The sequence below is a fragment of the Streptomyces sp. NPDC031274 genome, from assembly GCF_055570235.1.
In genome coordinates, this window is sequence record NZ_JBVIHP010000020.1 from 153,024 (window position 1) to 168,039 (window position 15,016).

At 71.2% G+C, this 15,016-nt stretch carries 12 protein-coding genes; 7 read left to right on the forward strand and 5 right to left on the reverse strand.

Annotation, left to right across the window (positions count from 1 at the left end; translation table 11 throughout):
- Window positions 1-35 precede the first annotated feature (35 nt).
- Together ACZ5CR_RS29425 and ACZ5CR_RS29430 are read right to left on the reverse strand one after the other, a co-directional pair.
- Window positions 36-2,315: an ABC transporter permease gene (locus ACZ5CR_RS29425; RefSeq protein ID WP_468862801.1), complete on the reverse strand. Its 2,280-nt coding sequence runs from the start codon at window positions 2,313-2,315 to the stop codon at window positions 36-38.
- Window positions 2,312-3,031 (reverse strand): ABC transporter ATP-binding protein, encoded by a 720-nt coding sequence (locus ACZ5CR_RS29430; protein WP_468862804.1) that lies wholly within the window; start codon window positions 3,029-3,031, stop codon window positions 2,312-2,314. Before ACZ5CR_RS29430 ends, ACZ5CR_RS29425 begins: the two co-directional genes overlap by 4 nt.
- A gap of 457 nt (window positions 3,032-3,488) precedes the next feature.
- On the opposite strand from ACZ5CR_RS29430, the gene ACZ5CR_RS29435 reads away from it, so the two are divergent.
- On the forward strand, window positions 3,489-4,001 hold the full coding sequence (locus tag ACZ5CR_RS29435; RefSeq protein ID WP_468862806.1) for an EF-hand domain-containing protein: 513 nt from the start codon (window positions 3,489-3,491) through the stop codon (window positions 3,999-4,001).
- Window positions 4,002-4,038: 37 nt separating this feature from the next.
- On the opposite strand, the gene ACZ5CR_RS29440 is transcribed toward ACZ5CR_RS29435, so the two are convergent.
- Complete coding sequence (locus tag ACZ5CR_RS29440; protein WP_468862808.1) at window positions 4,039-5,676, reverse strand: AMP-binding protein; 1,638 nt, start codon at window positions 5,674-5,676, stop codon at window positions 4,039-4,041.
- A gap of 224 nt (window positions 5,677-5,900) precedes the next feature.
- Between ACZ5CR_RS29440 and ACZ5CR_RS29445 the strand changes: the two genes are divergently transcribed.
- The 3 genes from ACZ5CR_RS29445 to ACZ5CR_RS29455 all read left to right on the forward strand — a co-directional run bounded on the left by ACZ5CR_RS29445 (window position 5,901) and on the right by ACZ5CR_RS29455 (window position 8,967).
- Window positions 5,901-7,067 (forward strand): acyl-CoA dehydrogenase family protein, encoded by a 1,167-nt coding sequence (locus ACZ5CR_RS29445; protein WP_468862810.1) that lies wholly within the window; start codon window positions 5,901-5,903, stop codon window positions 7,065-7,067.
- 8 nt (window positions 7,068-7,075) lie between these two features.
- Window positions 7,076-7,987 carry an acyl-CoA dehydrogenase family protein gene (locus tag ACZ5CR_RS29450; RefSeq protein WP_468862812.1) on the forward strand — a complete coding sequence of 304 codons (912 nt, stop codon included), beginning with the start codon at window positions 7,076-7,078 and terminating at the stop codon, window positions 7,985-7,987.
- A 434-nt stretch (window positions 7,988-8,421) separates the two neighbouring features.
- A complete protein-coding gene (locus tag ACZ5CR_RS29455; protein WP_468862814.1) occupies window positions 8,422-8,967 on the forward strand; it encodes an ATP-binding protein in 546 nt (181 codons plus the stop codon).
- Window positions 8,968-9,440: 473 nt separating this feature from the next.
- Here ACZ5CR_RS29455 and ACZ5CR_RS29460 read toward each other — a convergent pair whose 3' ends face one another.
- Window positions 9,441-10,415 carry a cyclase family protein gene (locus ACZ5CR_RS29460; protein WP_468862817.1) on the reverse strand — a complete coding sequence of 325 codons (975 nt, stop codon included), beginning with the start codon at window positions 10,413-10,415 and terminating at the stop codon, window positions 9,441-9,443.
- 84 nt (window positions 10,416-10,499) lie between these two features.
- Between ACZ5CR_RS29460 and ACZ5CR_RS29465 the strand changes: the two genes are divergently transcribed.
- Genes ACZ5CR_RS29465 through ACZ5CR_RS29475 form a run of 3 tightly spaced genes read left to right on the forward strand, consistent with a single transcriptional unit; the run spans window position 10,500 to window position 13,810 of the window.
- Complete coding sequence (locus ACZ5CR_RS29465) at window positions 10,500-11,411, forward strand: SDR family NAD(P)-dependent oxidoreductase (RefSeq protein ID WP_468862819.1); 912 nt, start codon at window positions 10,500-10,502, stop codon at window positions 11,409-11,411.
- Window positions 11,412-11,426: 15 nt separating this feature from the next.
- Window positions 11,427-12,725 (forward strand): acyl-CoA dehydrogenase family protein, encoded by a 1,299-nt coding sequence (locus ACZ5CR_RS29470; RefSeq protein ID WP_468862821.1) that lies wholly within the window; start codon window positions 11,427-11,429, stop codon window positions 12,723-12,725.
- Entirely contained in the window at window positions 12,722-13,810 is a 1,089-nt protein-coding gene (locus ACZ5CR_RS29475) for a Zn-dependent alcohol dehydrogenase (RefSeq protein ID WP_468862823.1), read from the forward strand. The genes ACZ5CR_RS29470 and ACZ5CR_RS29475 overlap by 4 nt, the downstream gene beginning before the upstream one ends.
- Before the next feature lie 49 nt (window positions 13,811-13,859).
- On the opposite strand, the gene ACZ5CR_RS29480 is transcribed toward ACZ5CR_RS29475, so the two are convergent.
- Window positions 13,860-14,894, reverse strand: coding sequence for a GlxA family transcriptional regulator (locus ACZ5CR_RS29480; protein ID WP_468862825.1), 1,035 nt, complete (start codon window positions 14,892-14,894; stop codon window positions 13,860-13,862).
- Window positions 14,895-15,016: the final 122 nt, after the last annotated feature.

Sequence of the window (15,016 nt, forward strand, 5' to 3'; positions counted from 1 at the left end):
CCGCGTGCCGCCGCCGCCCGCCCCTCCCCGGCGCGTCAGTCCCGCCGGATGAGTTCCGGATCGATGCGCCGCCCCACCAGCGGCAGCGTCCCCACGACCGCCAGGACGAGCACGCCCGCCATGGCCGCGACCAGGAGCGGAACCCCGGCCCCGTCCCAGAAGGTCTCGCCGCCGCCGGTGACCAGATAGGCGGACTCGGCGAGCTTCCCCGCGACGAGCGCGAGCAGCAGACCCACGGCAAGCGGCAGCACGACCTGCGTGCACTGCACCAGGCGCAGGGTGCGGGCCCGCGCGCCGATCAAGGACAGCGCCGTGACCTGCGGTCGGCGCTCCACGGCCCGGTCGGTGACGGAGACGAGGAACGCCGCGACGCCGATGATCAGGCCCATCACCATGCCGAGCGCGAGCAGCGTCTCGATGACGGTGATCTGCTGGAGGCCGTCGATGTTGATGCCCGCCGGATCGACGTCCGCCGTGGGCGCGATGGCGCCGATGCGGTCGAGCACGTCCCGTACGGTGCCGGGGTCCGAGCTGCTCGTGAGGACGAGCAGGGCCGCGGCGGGCAGGGCGTGCGCCGGGAGCGCGGAGGGCGGTACCAGGAGGCCCGGACTCGGCATGTTGGTGACGTCGTACCCGTCGAACAGGACGGTGGCGTCGGGCACCTTCACCTTCAGCGAGGTGCGCTCGCCGCTCCCGCCCCGCTGCTTCATCGCGTACGTGGAGGTCTTGATCGGCGATTCGGACACGTTCGGGTCCTGGAGCCTGAGCACCTTGCCCTCCTCGCAGCCCGCCGCGTGCTCCACCAGCTTCGCGAGCTGCGCGCAGGTGGCGACCAGGGCCGGGGCCTGCCAGTCGCCGCCGTCCTTAGTGGGGTCGGTGCGCGGATCCATCACGATCGCGTCCGCCCGCACCGCCGGAATGTCCCGCAGCTTGTCCTGCTGCTCCCCGTCGAGCTGCGAGAGCCGCAGGCCGTACTCCTGCACGGGCGAGTCGGAGCGGGTGATCTGCTGCTCCTCCACCAGCACGCCCTGCGCGAGCGACGCCGAGAACACGAGCAGGACGAGCCCCGTGACGACCCGCATCGCACTGCCCGGCTCGACCTCGTTGCGCCGCATGGCAAGGCTCAGGGCGAGGTTGCCGGAGCGGGCGAGGCGCGTGGCGATGCCGTACGAGAGCAGCGGCATGACCGTCACCAGGCCGAGCCCGGTGAGCAGCACCCCGCCGGGCACCAGAAGGGAGTTGACGCCGGTGGACTGCGCGGGGTTGTCGGTGAGGCCGGTCGCGCCGTAGCCGACGACGATGCCGAGCCCGGTGACGAGCAGCAGGCCGCCCCAGACGCGGGGCGCGCGCGGGGCAGCGGTGCGCCGGGTGCTCAGCGGGTTGGTGGCGGCGGCGCGAGCGCTGCCACGTCCCACGAACCAGGAGAGCGCGGTGCAGCCGATCAGGCAGACGGCGATGGTGGACGCGGAGAGCGCGCCGTCGGCGGGGTACCACTTGAGGCCGGGGAGACCGGTCCTGGCCATGATCTGGTTCAGGAGCCAGAACTCGGCGAGACCGAGGAGCGCCCCCAGGAAGGCGGCCACGACGGTCTCGGCGGCGTTCACGCGCTGGGTGCCCTTGGTGCTCAGACCGAGGAGGCGCAGGGCGGCGAGGCGCCGGTTGCGGCTTGCGGCGGAGAGCTTGGCGCAGACCGAGAGGAAGACGCCGAGGGGCAGCAGCACGAGGGCGGCGAGGGTGAAGCGCAGGATGTCGAGGGTGGACTTCTCGACGGCGGTGGTGGGCGGGTGCTCGGAGCCGAAGCTCTTCAACGCGCGCGCGTCGTCGCCGAGTCGGTCCTCGGTGGTGCCGACGTAGGCGTACAGCTCGTTCGGGTCGGTCAGGCCCGCGGGACCGATCAGGCCCTTCTCATCGCCGGGGAGCAGCCCCTTGAGGCCGGGCTCACGGCGGAGCTGGTCGTGCAGGGCGGGGGAGACGAACACCTCTCCGGGGGCGGGGAGTTCGCTCAGGCCGGGTGGCGGCTTCACGTCGGCGCCGTCCTTGCCGCGGGCCAGGAAGACGCGGCTGAACGGCTTCGAGCCGTGCGGGTCGGAGCGCTGGAGGACGAGGGTGGGCCGCCCGGACTTCTCGCCGGCGAAGACCTGCGGGTCGCGGTCGGCGGACCGTCCGTCGTGGGCGCCCAGGATCGAGGGGATCGTCAGGACGAGCGCGAGGCAGCACACCCCGAGGGAGCCGCCGAGGGTCATGAGCAGGAAACGTACGCGGGAGCCGCGCCCGGAGCCGAAGAGGAGCCGCAGGCCGAGCAGGAACTCGCTCATGCCGGTGCGCCCTTCGTGGCGAGGACTCCGTCGGCCATCGTGTAGTGGTGATCGGCCTGGGCCGCGACGTTCGCGTCGTGCGTGACCAGGAGGACGGCGGTGCCCTGCGAGCGGGCGAGGCCGAGGAACTCCTTGAGGACGGTGGCCGCGTTCGCGCTGTCCAGGGAGCCGGTCGGCTCGTCGGCGAAGACCACGGCGGGCTTGTGCACCAACGCCCGCGCCACGGCGACGCGCTGGCCCTGCCCTCCCGACACCTGCGAGGGCCGCCGCTCGCGCAGGTCGGCGATCCCGAGGCGGTCGAGCACCTCGGCGGCGGCCTTGAGCGCGGGGCGCTTGCGCTGTCCCGCGAGGCGCAGGGGCAGGGCGGTGTTCTCCTCGATGGTCAATTCGGGGAGCAGCTCGCCGTACTGGAAGACGAAGCCGAAGCGCTCGCGGCGCAGCGCGCTGATGCCCTCGTCGTCGAGCTCGCCGTACGCCCGGCCCTCGAACCGCACCTCGCCGCGCACGGGCGGCAGCACGCCCGCCAGGCAGTACAGGAGCGAGGACTTGCCGGAGCCGCTCGCCCCGGTGATCGCCGCGATCTCGCCACGCGCCAGGGTCAGATGGGCGTCACGGACGGCGGGGGTGGAGCCGTAGGAGAGGTCGACTCCCGTGGCGCTGAGGACTTCTGACGTGCTGCCTGACGTGCTGCTCGACGTACTGATCGCTTCCCCCAAGAAGGCGAAGGGCCCGGGGCGGGGGCCCGGGCCCGGTGTGCGTGCGTGGCAGCTGGTCAGGGCTGCCGCTTCATGCCTGTGGTGACTATTAACACCCTGGTGCGACAGCGGCAGTTGAGATTCCGTGAGCACGGACAGTGGGGGGCGGTTCGCTGTGCGTTCGCTTTGCGCATACGTGAATGATCCTTGACCCGTTCATGACATCAACGAGGTTTGGATCACTGATCGTGGCCGCATGAAAGCGCACACATCGGCAAGATGTGAGGTGAGGTCAAGGAGGACCCAAAAGATCACCAAGGATCGATCCCTGGTACAACCTCTCTTGTTCCGGTCTTGGCACAAGCGTCGACTTCCCGCCTCCGGGCGGTCGCCGAAGACGTACGCTCGCTGCTGGAGACACCCAGGGAACCCCCTGTGCACACGCACTCAACCGCAGAAGTGAGGCGGCCCGAACACCATGGACAGTGCCGAGTACGAGCGTAAGATCGCGGCCCGTTTCGCCACCTTCGATCAAGATGGCAATGGCTACATCTCCCGTGAGGACTTCAGCACGGCGGCCGCCGCCCTGCTCACCGAGTTCGGCGCGACGGCACGCTCCGAGAAGGGCCAGGCCCTCTACATCGGGGCCGAGGCCTTCTGGCAGGGCATGGCCGGGATCGCCGACCGTGACGGCGACCAGCGGATCACCAAGCCCGAGTTCGTGGGCGGCGCCGTGAAGCGCCTGCGGGACAACCCGGCCCGGTTCGCCGAGATCGCGCGGCCCTTCCTGGACGCCGTGATCGCGGTCGCGGACGGCGACGGGGACGGTTCGGTCAGCCCCGGCGAGGTCGAGCGCGTCCTGAAGGCCCTCGGTGTCCCGGCGGACATCGCGGGCGGGGCGGGCGCCTCGCTCGACACGGACGGGGACGGGCGTGTGACGGAGGAGGAGATCGTCGCGGCGTTCGCGGCGTACTTCACCGTTCCTGAGTGAGCCGGGCCGACCGGGCGCACCGGACCGGCCAGCTCTGCTAGCTCCGCGCGAACCGCTCCCGCAGCTTGTACTTGAGCACCTTGCGCAACGTCTCGTTACGGGGAAGGGCCTCCACCAGCTCCAGTTGCTCCGGCAGCTTGTACGTGGAGAGCCCCTCCCCGCGCAGATACGCCGTCATCGACTCCAGGGTCAGGGCGGGGGCGTCGTCGCCCACCGATCGCAGGCCGCCCGCAGGACGCTGCTCGATCACCGCGCAGACCCGTTCCCCCCGTTCGGGGTCCGGGAGGCCGATGACCGCCGCGTCCTGCACAGCCGGATGCTGGTGGAGCAGGTCCTCGATCTCCTTCGCCGAGATGTTCTCGCCCTTGCGGATGATGATGTCCTTGGCCCGGCCGGTCAGGACGAGGTGCCCCGTCGCCCGTACGTGCCCCAGGTCACCCGTGATCAGGAAGCCGTCCGCGTCGAAGACCCCCGCACTCTGCTCGGGGTCCACATACCCCTGGCAGACGGCCTCCCCGCGCAGCCGCACCTCGCCGTCGACACCGGCGGCCACCTCCTTGCCCTCGGCGTCCGTGACCCGGATCTCCATCCCCTGTGGCGGCAGCCCCTCCGTCGTCGCCAGGTTCTCGGCGGTGTCGTCAGGCGCACCCATGGTGATCATCGGCACCTCGGTCATGCCGTAGCCGTGGGTGAGCTGGCAGCCCATCTCCCGTACGACCGCGTGATAGATCTCCGGCGGCTTCGGCGCCCCGCCGCCCGCGAGGAGACGCAAGGTCGGGATGATCTTCTCGCCCGGCGCGACCCCCCGCCGCTCCACGAGCTTGCGCTGCTCGGTGAGGAACATGGAGTAGAACGCGGTCGACCCGCCCGCCACCGTCACGCCGTGCCGCCGGTAGCCGTCGAGCGCGTCCGGCAGCGCGAAGTACTCGAACATGACCGCAGGGAAGCCGTACAGGAGCAGCATCACCGTGTAGTCGGGGCCCGCGATGTGCGCGAAGGGGAACGCCATCGAGCCGACGTCGTCCGCCGACAGATGCAGCGCGTGCGCGAGACACGAGCCGCCCGCTATCAGTGAACGGTCCGTGTGCAGCACGCCCTTGGGGTCGGACGTCGTGCCCGAGGTCCAGTAGATCCAGCGCACCGACGTGCCGTCGGAGGGCGGCGGGGGCAGTACGGAGGGGTCGGCGTCCGGCAGGTCCTCGTACGCGTACGCCTCGAAGACGCCCCGCGCGCCGAGCCGCCGCGCCATCTCCGTGTGGTCGAAGCCGCGCCACATCCCCGGCACGGCGAAGAACTCGGCCTTCGACTCCCGGAGTGCGAAGCCGACTTCGCGGTCGCGGTAGAAGGGGATGACCGGCGACTGCACCGCGCCGATACGGGCGAGCGCGAAGGAGAGCAGGGCGGTCTCGATGCGGGTGGGCAGCTGCCAGGCCACGACGGTGCCGGGGCGTACGCCCATCTCGTGGAGCCCGGCCGCCACGCGTTCGCACCGGTCGCGCAGTTCGCCGAAGGTCAGACGCCGGTCGTCCGCGGGGTCGGCCCGGCCTGCGGACGCCTGGATCAGGACGGGGGCGTCGGGCGTGAGCGCGGCGCGGCGTTCGATGAGCTCCCAGAGGGTGCGGGAGGCGCCGAGTGCGTGCGCGGTCTCGTCGACTGCGTTCCCTGAGGCCTTCATGTGATCCCCTCGCGGCCGGAGTCCAGCGGGATGAGAGACAGGTGGAACAGGTAGCTGAGATACGGATAGCTGACGGTCAGTCAGATCGTGCCGAGAGCGTAAGGCTCACCGCCTTGTCGGTCCAGGGGTGCGGAGCTAGCCTGCCGTCTGACGGGGCATCAGATAGCCCGGTGGGACTGGATGGGCGGCCGGAGGAGACACCATGACGGACGGGCGGGCCTGACGTGGACCTCACGTACACCGAGGAGGAGGAGTCCTTCCGGGCCGGACTGCGCGAATGGCTGGCCAGGACGCTCCCTCAACTGCCCACCCGGCCCGACCCGTTGGACTGGCCGGGGCGGCGCGCGTACGACATGGGGTGGCAGCGCAGGCTGTACGACGCCGGGTACGCGGGCCTGCACTGGCCCGTCGACGCGGGCGGCCGTGGGGCCACCCCCACCCAGCACCTCATCTTCCTGGAGGAGACGGAGAAGGCGGGCGCGCCCTACGTGGGGGCGGGCTTCGTGGGGCTGCTGCACGCGGGCCCGACCATCGCGTCCGAAGGGACGCCGGAGCAGCGGGCCCGGTGGCTGCCGCCCGTCCTGCGCGGCGACGAGGTGTGGTGCCAGGGATTCAGCGAGCCGGACGCGGGCTCGGACCTCGCGTCACTGCGCACGCGCGCGTGGCGGGACGGCGACGACTACGTGGTGAGCGGTTCCAAGATCTGGACCTCGCACGCGGAGGTCGCCGACTGGTGCGAGCTCCTCGTGCGTACGACACCGGTGAGCGAGGACGTGCCCAAGCACCGCGGCATCTCCTGGCTCGCGATGCCGATGGACGCCCCCGGGATCACGGTCCGGCCGCTGCGCACGCTCGCGGGCTCGACCGAGTTCGCCGAGGTGTTCCTCGACGAGGTGCGGGTGCCCGTCGCGAACAGGGTCGGCGCGGAGAACGACGGCTGGCGCGTGACGATGGTGACGCTGTCGTACGAGCGCGGGACGGCCTTCGTGGGGGAGGTCGTCGCCTGCCGCCGCGTCCTGGGCGACCTTGCCCGCGAGGCCCGCAAGAACGGGCGCTGGGACGACGCGGTCCTGCGGCGCAGGCTCGGCAGGCTGAGCGCGGAGTTCGGGGCGCTGTGGCGGCTCACGCAGTGGAACGTCAGCGAGTCGCAGCGGGCGGGGGGCGGTGTGCCGGGGGTGGGCGGGTCCGTCTTCAAGCTGCGGTACTCGCACGCACGGCAGGAGCTGTACGAGGCCGCGGGCGAGGTCCTGGGCCCCGGCGCGCTCGACCTGGGCCACGAGTGGACCCTGGACCGGCTCTCCTCCCTCTCGTACACGATCGCCGCCGGCACCTCGCAGATCCAGCAGAACATCGTGGCCGAGCGGATACTCGGCCTCCCCAAGGGGCGGTGAGGAGCCGTATGGACTTCCAACTCTCGGAAGATCAGGTGGCGTTGCGGGGCGGGATGCGGCAGATCCTGGAGGGGCGGTTCGACGCGGGTGCCCTGCGGGCCGCCGCGGACCCCTCCGGGGCTCCCTCGCTCGACCGGGCCCTCTGGCGGGAGCTCGGGGACGCCGGGTTCTTCTCGCTGCGGGTGCCGGAGGGGGAGGGCGGGGTCGGACTCGGGCTTCCGGAGGCCGTGTTGGCCTTCGAGGAGGCGGGGCGGGCGCTGCTTCCCGGGCCGCTGGTGGCCACGTTCCTCGCGGCGCGGGATGTCGCGGGGGCGGCGCAGGGGGCGACCGTGGTGACGGCCGTGTCCGGGGGGCTCGGCGGGGGGCTCGGCGGTGGGCTTGGCGGCGGGCTCGTGCCGTGGCTGGATGAGGCGGACGTGGTGCGCGGGGATGTCTCCGGCGCCGTTCCGCTGCGGTCCGTCGACCCGCTGACGCCGCTGCACCGGGTGCCTGGTGGCGGAGGGGCGGGGAACCCGGAGGCCGAGGCGGATCTGCTGATCGCCGCCGAGCAGTTGGGCAGTGCGGGGAAGACCTGTGAGATGGCCGTCCGGTATGCCCGAGAACGTACGCAATTCGGGCAGGCCATCGGGGCATTCCAGGCCGTCAAGCACCTCTGCGCGCAGATGCTGGTCCGCGTCGAGGTCGCCCGTGCCGCCGTGTACGCCGCTGCCGTCACCGGAGACGTACTGGAGATCGCGGCGGCCAAGCTGCTCGCCGACGAGGCGGCGGTGCGGGGCGCGCGGGACTGTCTTCAGGTGCACGGCGGGATGGGGTTCACCTGGGAAGCCGATGTGCATCTGCACCTCAAGCGGGCCTGGGTGCGGGCCGGCCTCGGGCAGGCGGCGGCCCGGGCGGAGGAGGAGCTGGCGGCGGCGCTGTGAGGCCCGTGGGGCCTCTGTGCGCAGAGTGATCGACTTGTGGAGTCCGCCAAGTGGGGGGACGCTACTGAGCGTCGATATCGGGTTGTGTCCTACGCGTGACTCGTCACGGCATGGAGTCGGGCTTCCGCTCCGGTACCTTGTGTGAGATGCGAGTGGTTCTGAGGTCGAGCCATGCCGGTGCTGCCCCCGAGGCGGCGCCGGACCTGGCAATGCGCACCGCTCGCAGTGCAGGAAAGGGATATATGCCCGCCTGTTCGACCCCCCGCAGCGCGCGTCGCACAGTATGCCGCACGCGTACTCCTTCGCGCTGGTATATGCCTGAAGCGCTTGTTGGGGTGACTGAACGTCAACCATGCTGTCTCTCAAGGGAATCACGTTCCGTGACCCTTTGGAGTCGCGAGGCGATGTGTCCGCCGGTTCGGATGGTGTGAGCGGTGCAGGTGCTTCATGTTCAGCTGGAGGTCAGGCCCGACCCCGCGGAGGTGGGGCGAGCCCGCAGGTGGGCGCGTTCGCGGCTCGCCTGTTCCGGAATAGGGCTCGACGAGCCACTTGCCGAGACGCTGATCCTGCTGATCTCGGAGTTGGTCACCAACGCGGTCGTGCATACGGGCTGTCCTGCCGTACTGCGCATGCGGCTCCCGGACGCCCCTGATGCCGCCGAGGAAGCCGCGGGGGCCGCAGGGAGCACGGGAGCCGTGGGGGCCCCGGGGTCCGCACCGGCGGGCCCCGGGACGGTCCGGGTCGAGGTCGCCGACGCCAGCGCGCGCCCGCCGACACCGCGGCACGCGGACGGCGACGCGACCAACGGCCGCGGCCTCGAACTCGTCGAAGGCCTCGCCGACCGCTGGGGCTGGCAGGCCGAAGGCGCGGGCAAGAGCATCTGGTGCGAGGTGGACCGGTGCGAGCCGGGCGTCGAGGCGGCCGCGTTCGACGGGACGACCTATGAGGACTACGAGGACGTCGCGTACGAGGCGGTCTGAGCCCCGCATGTCCGTATGTCGGTGCCGGACGTCTGCATGTCGGTGCCGGGCGCTCGCATGCCGGGGCCGGGCGCCCGCATGCGCCTCCGGGTGCCACGATGCGCGGCCGTGCGCGGCCGGTACAAAAACGGCATAATTCACTAATCGCCGGGCGGGCGTTGACGTACCGTGTCCGCTTGGTCACGCTTGTGTGCAGCGATTCGCCGCGAGGGGACGTCGAGGGACGGTGGTCTGTGGCCCGGCCCTTGACGAGATGTGGGTCGCCGTCGGCGCCGGTCCCTTCGTGGCCGGAGAAGGCAGGACCTGTGCGCCGGAGCCGGATGGCGGCGCGTGCGGCAACGCGCTCGGGCGGGAGCCGGGGCGCCGCCATCCGAAGGCTCACAGGGCTGGCTCGCGAGCGGCGGGCTCACGGGTGGCGGGACTGCGGGCGGCGGGATCGCGGGCGACGCGATCGCGGCCTTGTGCGGCAGGGCTCACAGCACCGCGACCGGCGCCACGGGCGTTCCCGTCCCGCCGATGAACGGCTCGGGCATCGCGGAGAGCAGGAAGCTGTAGCGGGAAACTTCTGCACAGGCTGTGGACAACTTTTCGAGATTCCAGTTCTGGCCCTGCAACATCCCCATCTCGACCAGGTCGAGCGCGTGCACGGGCAGCCAGAGGTTCTCGATCTCGGGCGGGAAGATCTCGAAGGTGAGGGTGTCGTTGGCGACCGCCGCGACATCCCGTGCGTGGAACCACTCCGGGGTGTGGACCGAGAGGCCGGGGGACGGATATCCGTACGCGTGCTTGTCGCCCGCCAGATAGGTCTGGATCTGACCCGTGCGTACGAGGACGATGTCGCCGGCGCGGACGGTGAGCCCCGCGAACTCCTCGGCCTCGGCGAGGTCTTCGGGGGTGACCGCGTGGTCGCCGGGCAGCCGGTCGACGCCTTTGGCGCGGGCGACGTCGAGCAGGACACCGCGTGAGACGAGGTGCGGCACCTTGTCGATGCCGCTGAACCGGGCGCCGGTGTGGGCGGTGATGGTGTCCGCGGGGCGGCCGTTGTAGATCTTTCCCGAGTGTGACGCGTGGGTGAGGGCGTCCCAGTGGGTGGCCGTCTGTAGTCCCATCGTGACCGCGTCGTCGCTGGTGGCGACCGTGCCGGGGCCGAAGAGCTCCTGGTTGATCTGCACCATCGTGTGGAGGGGGTTGATCCGGCCGGGTATCAGGCCGGTCTGGACTCCGTCCTCCTTGAGGGCGAGCGCGAGCGGAATGCGCCTACCGGCGCGAATGGTGGCGGCGGCCTCGCGTACGACCGCGTCGGTGATGAGGTTGAGGGTGCCGATCTCGTCGTCGGATCCCCAACGGCCCCAGTTGTTGACGCGTTTGGCGATGTCGTGGAACTCGGGTGGCAGGGATGAGTTCGTGGCGCCTGTGGATGCCGAGTCTGAGGGTGCCGAGTCTGACATGGGTCCTCCCCGGGGCTTGTCTTCTGGTGTCTGACGGGTCATAGAATCTAACGGTCCGTCAGAAACCGCGGGAAGGGGCCGGACGTGGGGAACTTCTTGGCAGGCAAGGTGGTGGCCGTGACCGGTGCCGGGCGGGGCATCGGCAGGGCGGTCGCGCTCGCCGCCGCAGCCGAGGGCGCGAAGGTCGTCGTGAACGACTACGGCGTCTCCATGGAGGGCGCCGAACCGGCCAGTGAGATAGCCGACGGCGTGGTCAAGGAGATCCAGGCGGCGGGCGGCGAGGCCGTCGCCGTCGCCGACGACATCTCGACCATGGCGGGCGGTCAGCGGATCGTGGACACCGCGCTCGCCGAGTACGGGCGCATCGACGGCGTGGTGTGCGTCGCCGGGATCCTGCGCGAGCGGATGCTCTTCAACATGTCCGAGCAGGAGTGGGACCCGGTGGTCGCCACGCACCTGAAGGGCACGTTCACCGTCTTCCGGGCCGCCTCGGCGGTCATGCGCAAGCAGGGCACGGGCACGCTGATCGGCTTCACCAGCGGCAACCACCAGGGGTCGGTCGCACAGGCCAACTACAGCGCGGCCAAGGGCGGGATCATCTCGCTTGTGCGCAGCGCGGCGCTCGGCCTGAACAAGTACGGGGTGACCGCCAACGCGGTCGCGCCGGTCGCCAGGACCCGGATGTCCGCCAACGTTCCCATGGAGCTGAAGGAGATCGGGGAGCCTGAGGACGTGGCCGCGCTGGTCACGTATCTGCTGAGCGACCGGGCCCGGGAGGAGGAGATCACCGGGCAGGTCTATACGGTCGCCGGACCGAAGATCGCCGTGTGGGCGCAGCCGCGTGAGCTGCGGGCCGGGTATGTCGAGGGTGGCTGGACCCCGGAGAAGATCGCCGACTTCCTGCCGGGGACGGTGGGGGTCGATCCGATGCCGATGCTGGCCCAGCTGGAGGCGATGGCGAAGGCCGCCGCCGCCAAAGACCGGCCGAACGCGTAGGCCGGGGGCCGGGCGGTGGAGTTCGGATTCGGGCCCGAGGACGAGGAGTTCCGCGCGGAGGCACGGGCCTGGCTCGGTGAGCATCTGACGGGGGTGTTCGCGGGCGCGGTCGGGCGGGGCGGGCCGGGGAGCGAGCACGAGGGGGTGGCGGAACGGCGGGCCTGGGAGCGGGAGTTGGGGCGGGGCGGGTGGATCGGGCTCGGGTGGGAGGCGGAGGATGAGGCGGAGGCGGGCTCGGGTGCGGGCCCAGGTGCGGGTGTGGGCTCGGGCTCGGGGGCGTACGGGAATCGTCGGGCGTCGTTGACCCAGCAGGTTGTCTGGGCCGAGGAGTATGCGCGGGCGCGGGCTCCGGGGCGCCATGGCCATATCGGCGAGAACCTGCTTGCGCCGACGCTCATCGCCCACGGGACGCGGGAGCAGCAGGACGAGTTCCTGCCGCCCATCGCGCGCGGGGAGACGCTGTGGTGCCAGGGGTACAGCGAGCCGGGCGCCGGGTCGGACCTGGCGGGGCTGCGGACGGTGGCGGTGCGGGACGGTGACGTGTACCGCGTCACCGGGCAGAAGATCTGGACTTCGCTCGCCCATGAGGCGGACTGGTGCTTCGTGCTCGCGCGGACGGAGGAGGGGTCCCGTGGGCACCGGGGGATTTCGTTCCTGTTGGTGCCGATGGATCAGCCCGGGCGTATCGAGGTGCGGCCCATACGGCAGTTGACGGGGACGAGCGAGTTCAACGAGGTCTTCTTCGACGGGGCGATCGCGCGTGCCTCGCATGTGGTGGGCGGTGCCGGGAACGGGTGGCGGGTGGCCATGGGGCTGCTGGGATTCGAGCGGGGGGTCTCCACGCTCGTCCAGCAGATCGGGTTCGCGGAGGAGCTGGGGGGCGTGGTGCGGGAGGCCGTCGAGAGCGGGGCCGTCGAGGATCCCGTACTGCGGGATCGGCTTGTGCGGCAGTGGGCGGAGTTGCGGGTCATGCGGTGGAACGCGCTGCGTACGTTGGGCAGTTCGGGCTCCGGGGGTGGGGGCTCGGGTGGGGGTTTGGGCGGTGGCTCGGGTGGTGACGCGGGGGCGCCCAGTGTGGCCAAGCTGCTGTGGGGCGGGTGGCATCAGCGGCTGGGGGAGCTGGCCATGGGGGTGCGGGGGGCCGCGGCTGCCGTCGGGCCCGCGGACTGGAGCGAGAGCGCTCCGTACGAACTCGACGCCCTCCAGCGACTTTTCCTCTTCACGCGGGCCGACACCGTCTACGGCGGCTCGGACGAGATTCAGCGGAACATCATCGCCGAGCGCGTGCTCGGCCTGCCGAGGGAGGCGCGATGAGGGGTGTCGTTTTCGACAGGAGCAGGGGCGCAGGGAGCGGGGGGAGCTCAGGGAGCGGGGTCGAGGTTGTCGACGACCTTGAGGTACGGGATCCGGGGCCGGGGGAGGTGCTGGTCGGCGTCAAGGCCGCGGGGCTCTGCCACAGCGATCTGTCCGTGATCGACGGGACCATTCCCTTCCCTTCGCCGGTGGTGCTCGGGCACGAAGGGGCGGGGGTGGTGGAGGCGGTCGGTGCAGGGGTGACGCATGTGGGGATCGGCGATCACGTGGCGCTCTCGACCATTGCCAGCTGCGGGGCCTGCGGGGAGTGCAATCGGGGGCGGCCGACGATGTGCCGGCGCGCGATCGGGATGCCGGACCGGCCGTTCTCGCGGGGCGGTGAGCCGATCTATCAGTTCGCGGCGAACTCCGCGTTCGCGGAGCGCACGGTGGTGAAGGCCGTGCAGGCCGTGAAGATCCCGGAGGACATTCCGCTGACGTCGGCGGCGCTGATCGGGTGCGGGGTGGTGACGGGGGTCGGCGCTGTCCTCAACCGCGCGAAGGTGGATCGCGGGGACAGTGTGGTGGTGATCGGGACCGGGGGCATCGGTCTGAATGTGTTGCAGGGGGCGAGGATCGCCGGGGCGACGCGGATCGTGGCCGTCGACTCGAACCCCGAGAAGGAGGGCGTGGCGCGGCAGTTCGGGGCGACGCACTTCTTGTCGTCGGCGGAAGGGGACGCGGTCAGGGAGATCCTGCCGACGGGGGCCGACCACGCGTTTGAGTGCGTGGGCCGGGTCGAGCTGATCCGGCAGGCGATCGACCTTCTGGACCGGCATGGGCAGGCGGTGCTCCTTGGAGTTCCGGCGGCGACGGCGGAGGCGTCGTTCCTGGTGTCCTCGATGTTCCTGGACAAGTCGATCCTGGGCTGCCGGTACGGCTCGGCGCGCCCGCAGAGGGACTTCGCGCTGTACGCGGAGCTGTACCGGGAGGGGCGGCTGCTCCTTGACGAACTGGTGACGGAGACGTACCCGGTGGAGGACTTCGCGAAGGCGGTGGGGGATGCGGAGGCGGGGCGGGTGGCGCGGGGGGTGCTGACGTTCTGAGGGGTCTTGCCGGGTGCGGGTGCGGGGGGCCGGGGCGGGGGCCGCGGGGTCAGCGCGAGGACCGTTGGGCGAATGTGCGGCGGTATGCCGTGGGGGTCACCCCCAGGGCCGCCTGCAAGTGCTGCCGCATGGACTGGGGCGTACCGAAGCCCGCGTCCCGGGCGACCTGGTCGACGGACAGGTCGCTGGACTCCAGGAGATGCCGCGCGCGTTCGACCCGCTGCTGCGACAGCCACTGGCCGGGACTGATCCCCACCTCCTCGCGGAACCTGCGCGTAAAGGTGCGTACGGACATGGACTCCTGGTCCGCCATGTCGCGCAGCTGGATCGGCTCGTGGAGGCGGGCGAGGGCCCAGGCCCGCGCGGAGGTCGTGGTGGCGAACGACGGCTCAGGGACGGGGCGTTGGATGTACTGGGCCTGGCCGCCGTCCCGGTGCGGAGGCACCACCGTACGGCGGGCGACGTCGTTCGCGACCGCCGCCCCGTGGTCGCTGCGCACGACATGGAGGCAGAGGTCGAGGCCCGCCGCCACACCCGCCGATGTGAGGACGTCCCCGTCGTCGATGAACAGCACCTCCGCGTCCACCGTGATCCGGGGGAAGAGTCGCTGGAAGTGCTCCGCCGACGCCCAGTGTGTCGTCGCGGTGCGCCCGTTGAGACAGCCCGCGGCAGCCAGGACGTAACCGCCCGTGCAGATGGAGATCAGGCGCGTGCCCGGTGTGATGTGGGCGAGTGCCGAGGCCAGTTCGTCGGTCAGGCGGCCTTCCTCGTAGACCGGACCGAGTTCGTACGACGCCGGGATCACGACCGTGTCGGCCGTCGCCAGGCACTCCGGGCCGTTCTCCACGAGGATCGCGAAGTCGGCGTCCGTGCGCACCGGGCCCGGAGGGCGGACGGAGGCGGTCACGACCTCGTACAGGTGCTCGCCGTCGGCGGTCCTCGCGCGGCCGAAGATCCGCTGCGGGATGCCGAACTCGAAGGGGATGACGCCGTCCATGGCAAGGACCACCACGCGGTGACGGGGGGCGGCGGTGGTCGTGGTGCTGGTCGTAGTGCCAGTCGTAGTGCCGGTCGATGAGGCCATGGCCCGATTCTAGCTAATGCTGTCCTTTGGGCCACTCGTTCGGGGATGGGGGTACCCGGATGCTGGTTGTCGTGACCCAGACAGACGTGAATCAGCCGGTCGAGCCGCCCACGGAGATGCCG

Bases quoted from the DNA above. Each gene is read 5' to 3' on its own strand.
- ACZ5CR_RS29475 (WP_468862823.1), top strand. From the start codon at position 12,722: ATGAGGGGTGTCGTTTTCGACAGGAGCAGGGGCGCAGGGAGCGGGGGG.
- ACZ5CR_RS29440 (WP_468862808.1), bottom strand. From the start codon at position 5,676: ATGAAGGCCTCAGGGAACGCAGTCGACGAGACCGCGCACGCACTCGGC.
- ACZ5CR_RS29460 (WP_468862817.1), bottom strand. From the start codon at position 10,415: ATGTCAGACTCGGCACCCTCAGACTCGGCATCCACAGGCGCCACGAAC.
- ACZ5CR_RS29450 (WP_468862812.1), top strand. From the start codon at position 7,076: ATGGACTTCCAACTCTCGGAAGATCAGGTGGCGTTGCGGGGCGGGATG.
- ACZ5CR_RS29435 (WP_468862806.1), top strand. From the start codon at position 3,489: ATGGACAGTGCCGAGTACGAGCGTAAGATCGCGGCCCGTTTCGCCACC.
- ACZ5CR_RS29425 (WP_468862801.1), bottom strand. From the start codon at position 2,315: ATGAGCGAGTTCCTGCTCGGCCTGCGGCTCCTCTTCGGCTCCGGGCGC.
- ACZ5CR_RS29480 (WP_468862825.1), bottom strand. From the start codon at position 14,894: ATGGCCTCATCGACCGGCACTACGACTGGCACTACGACCAGCACCACG.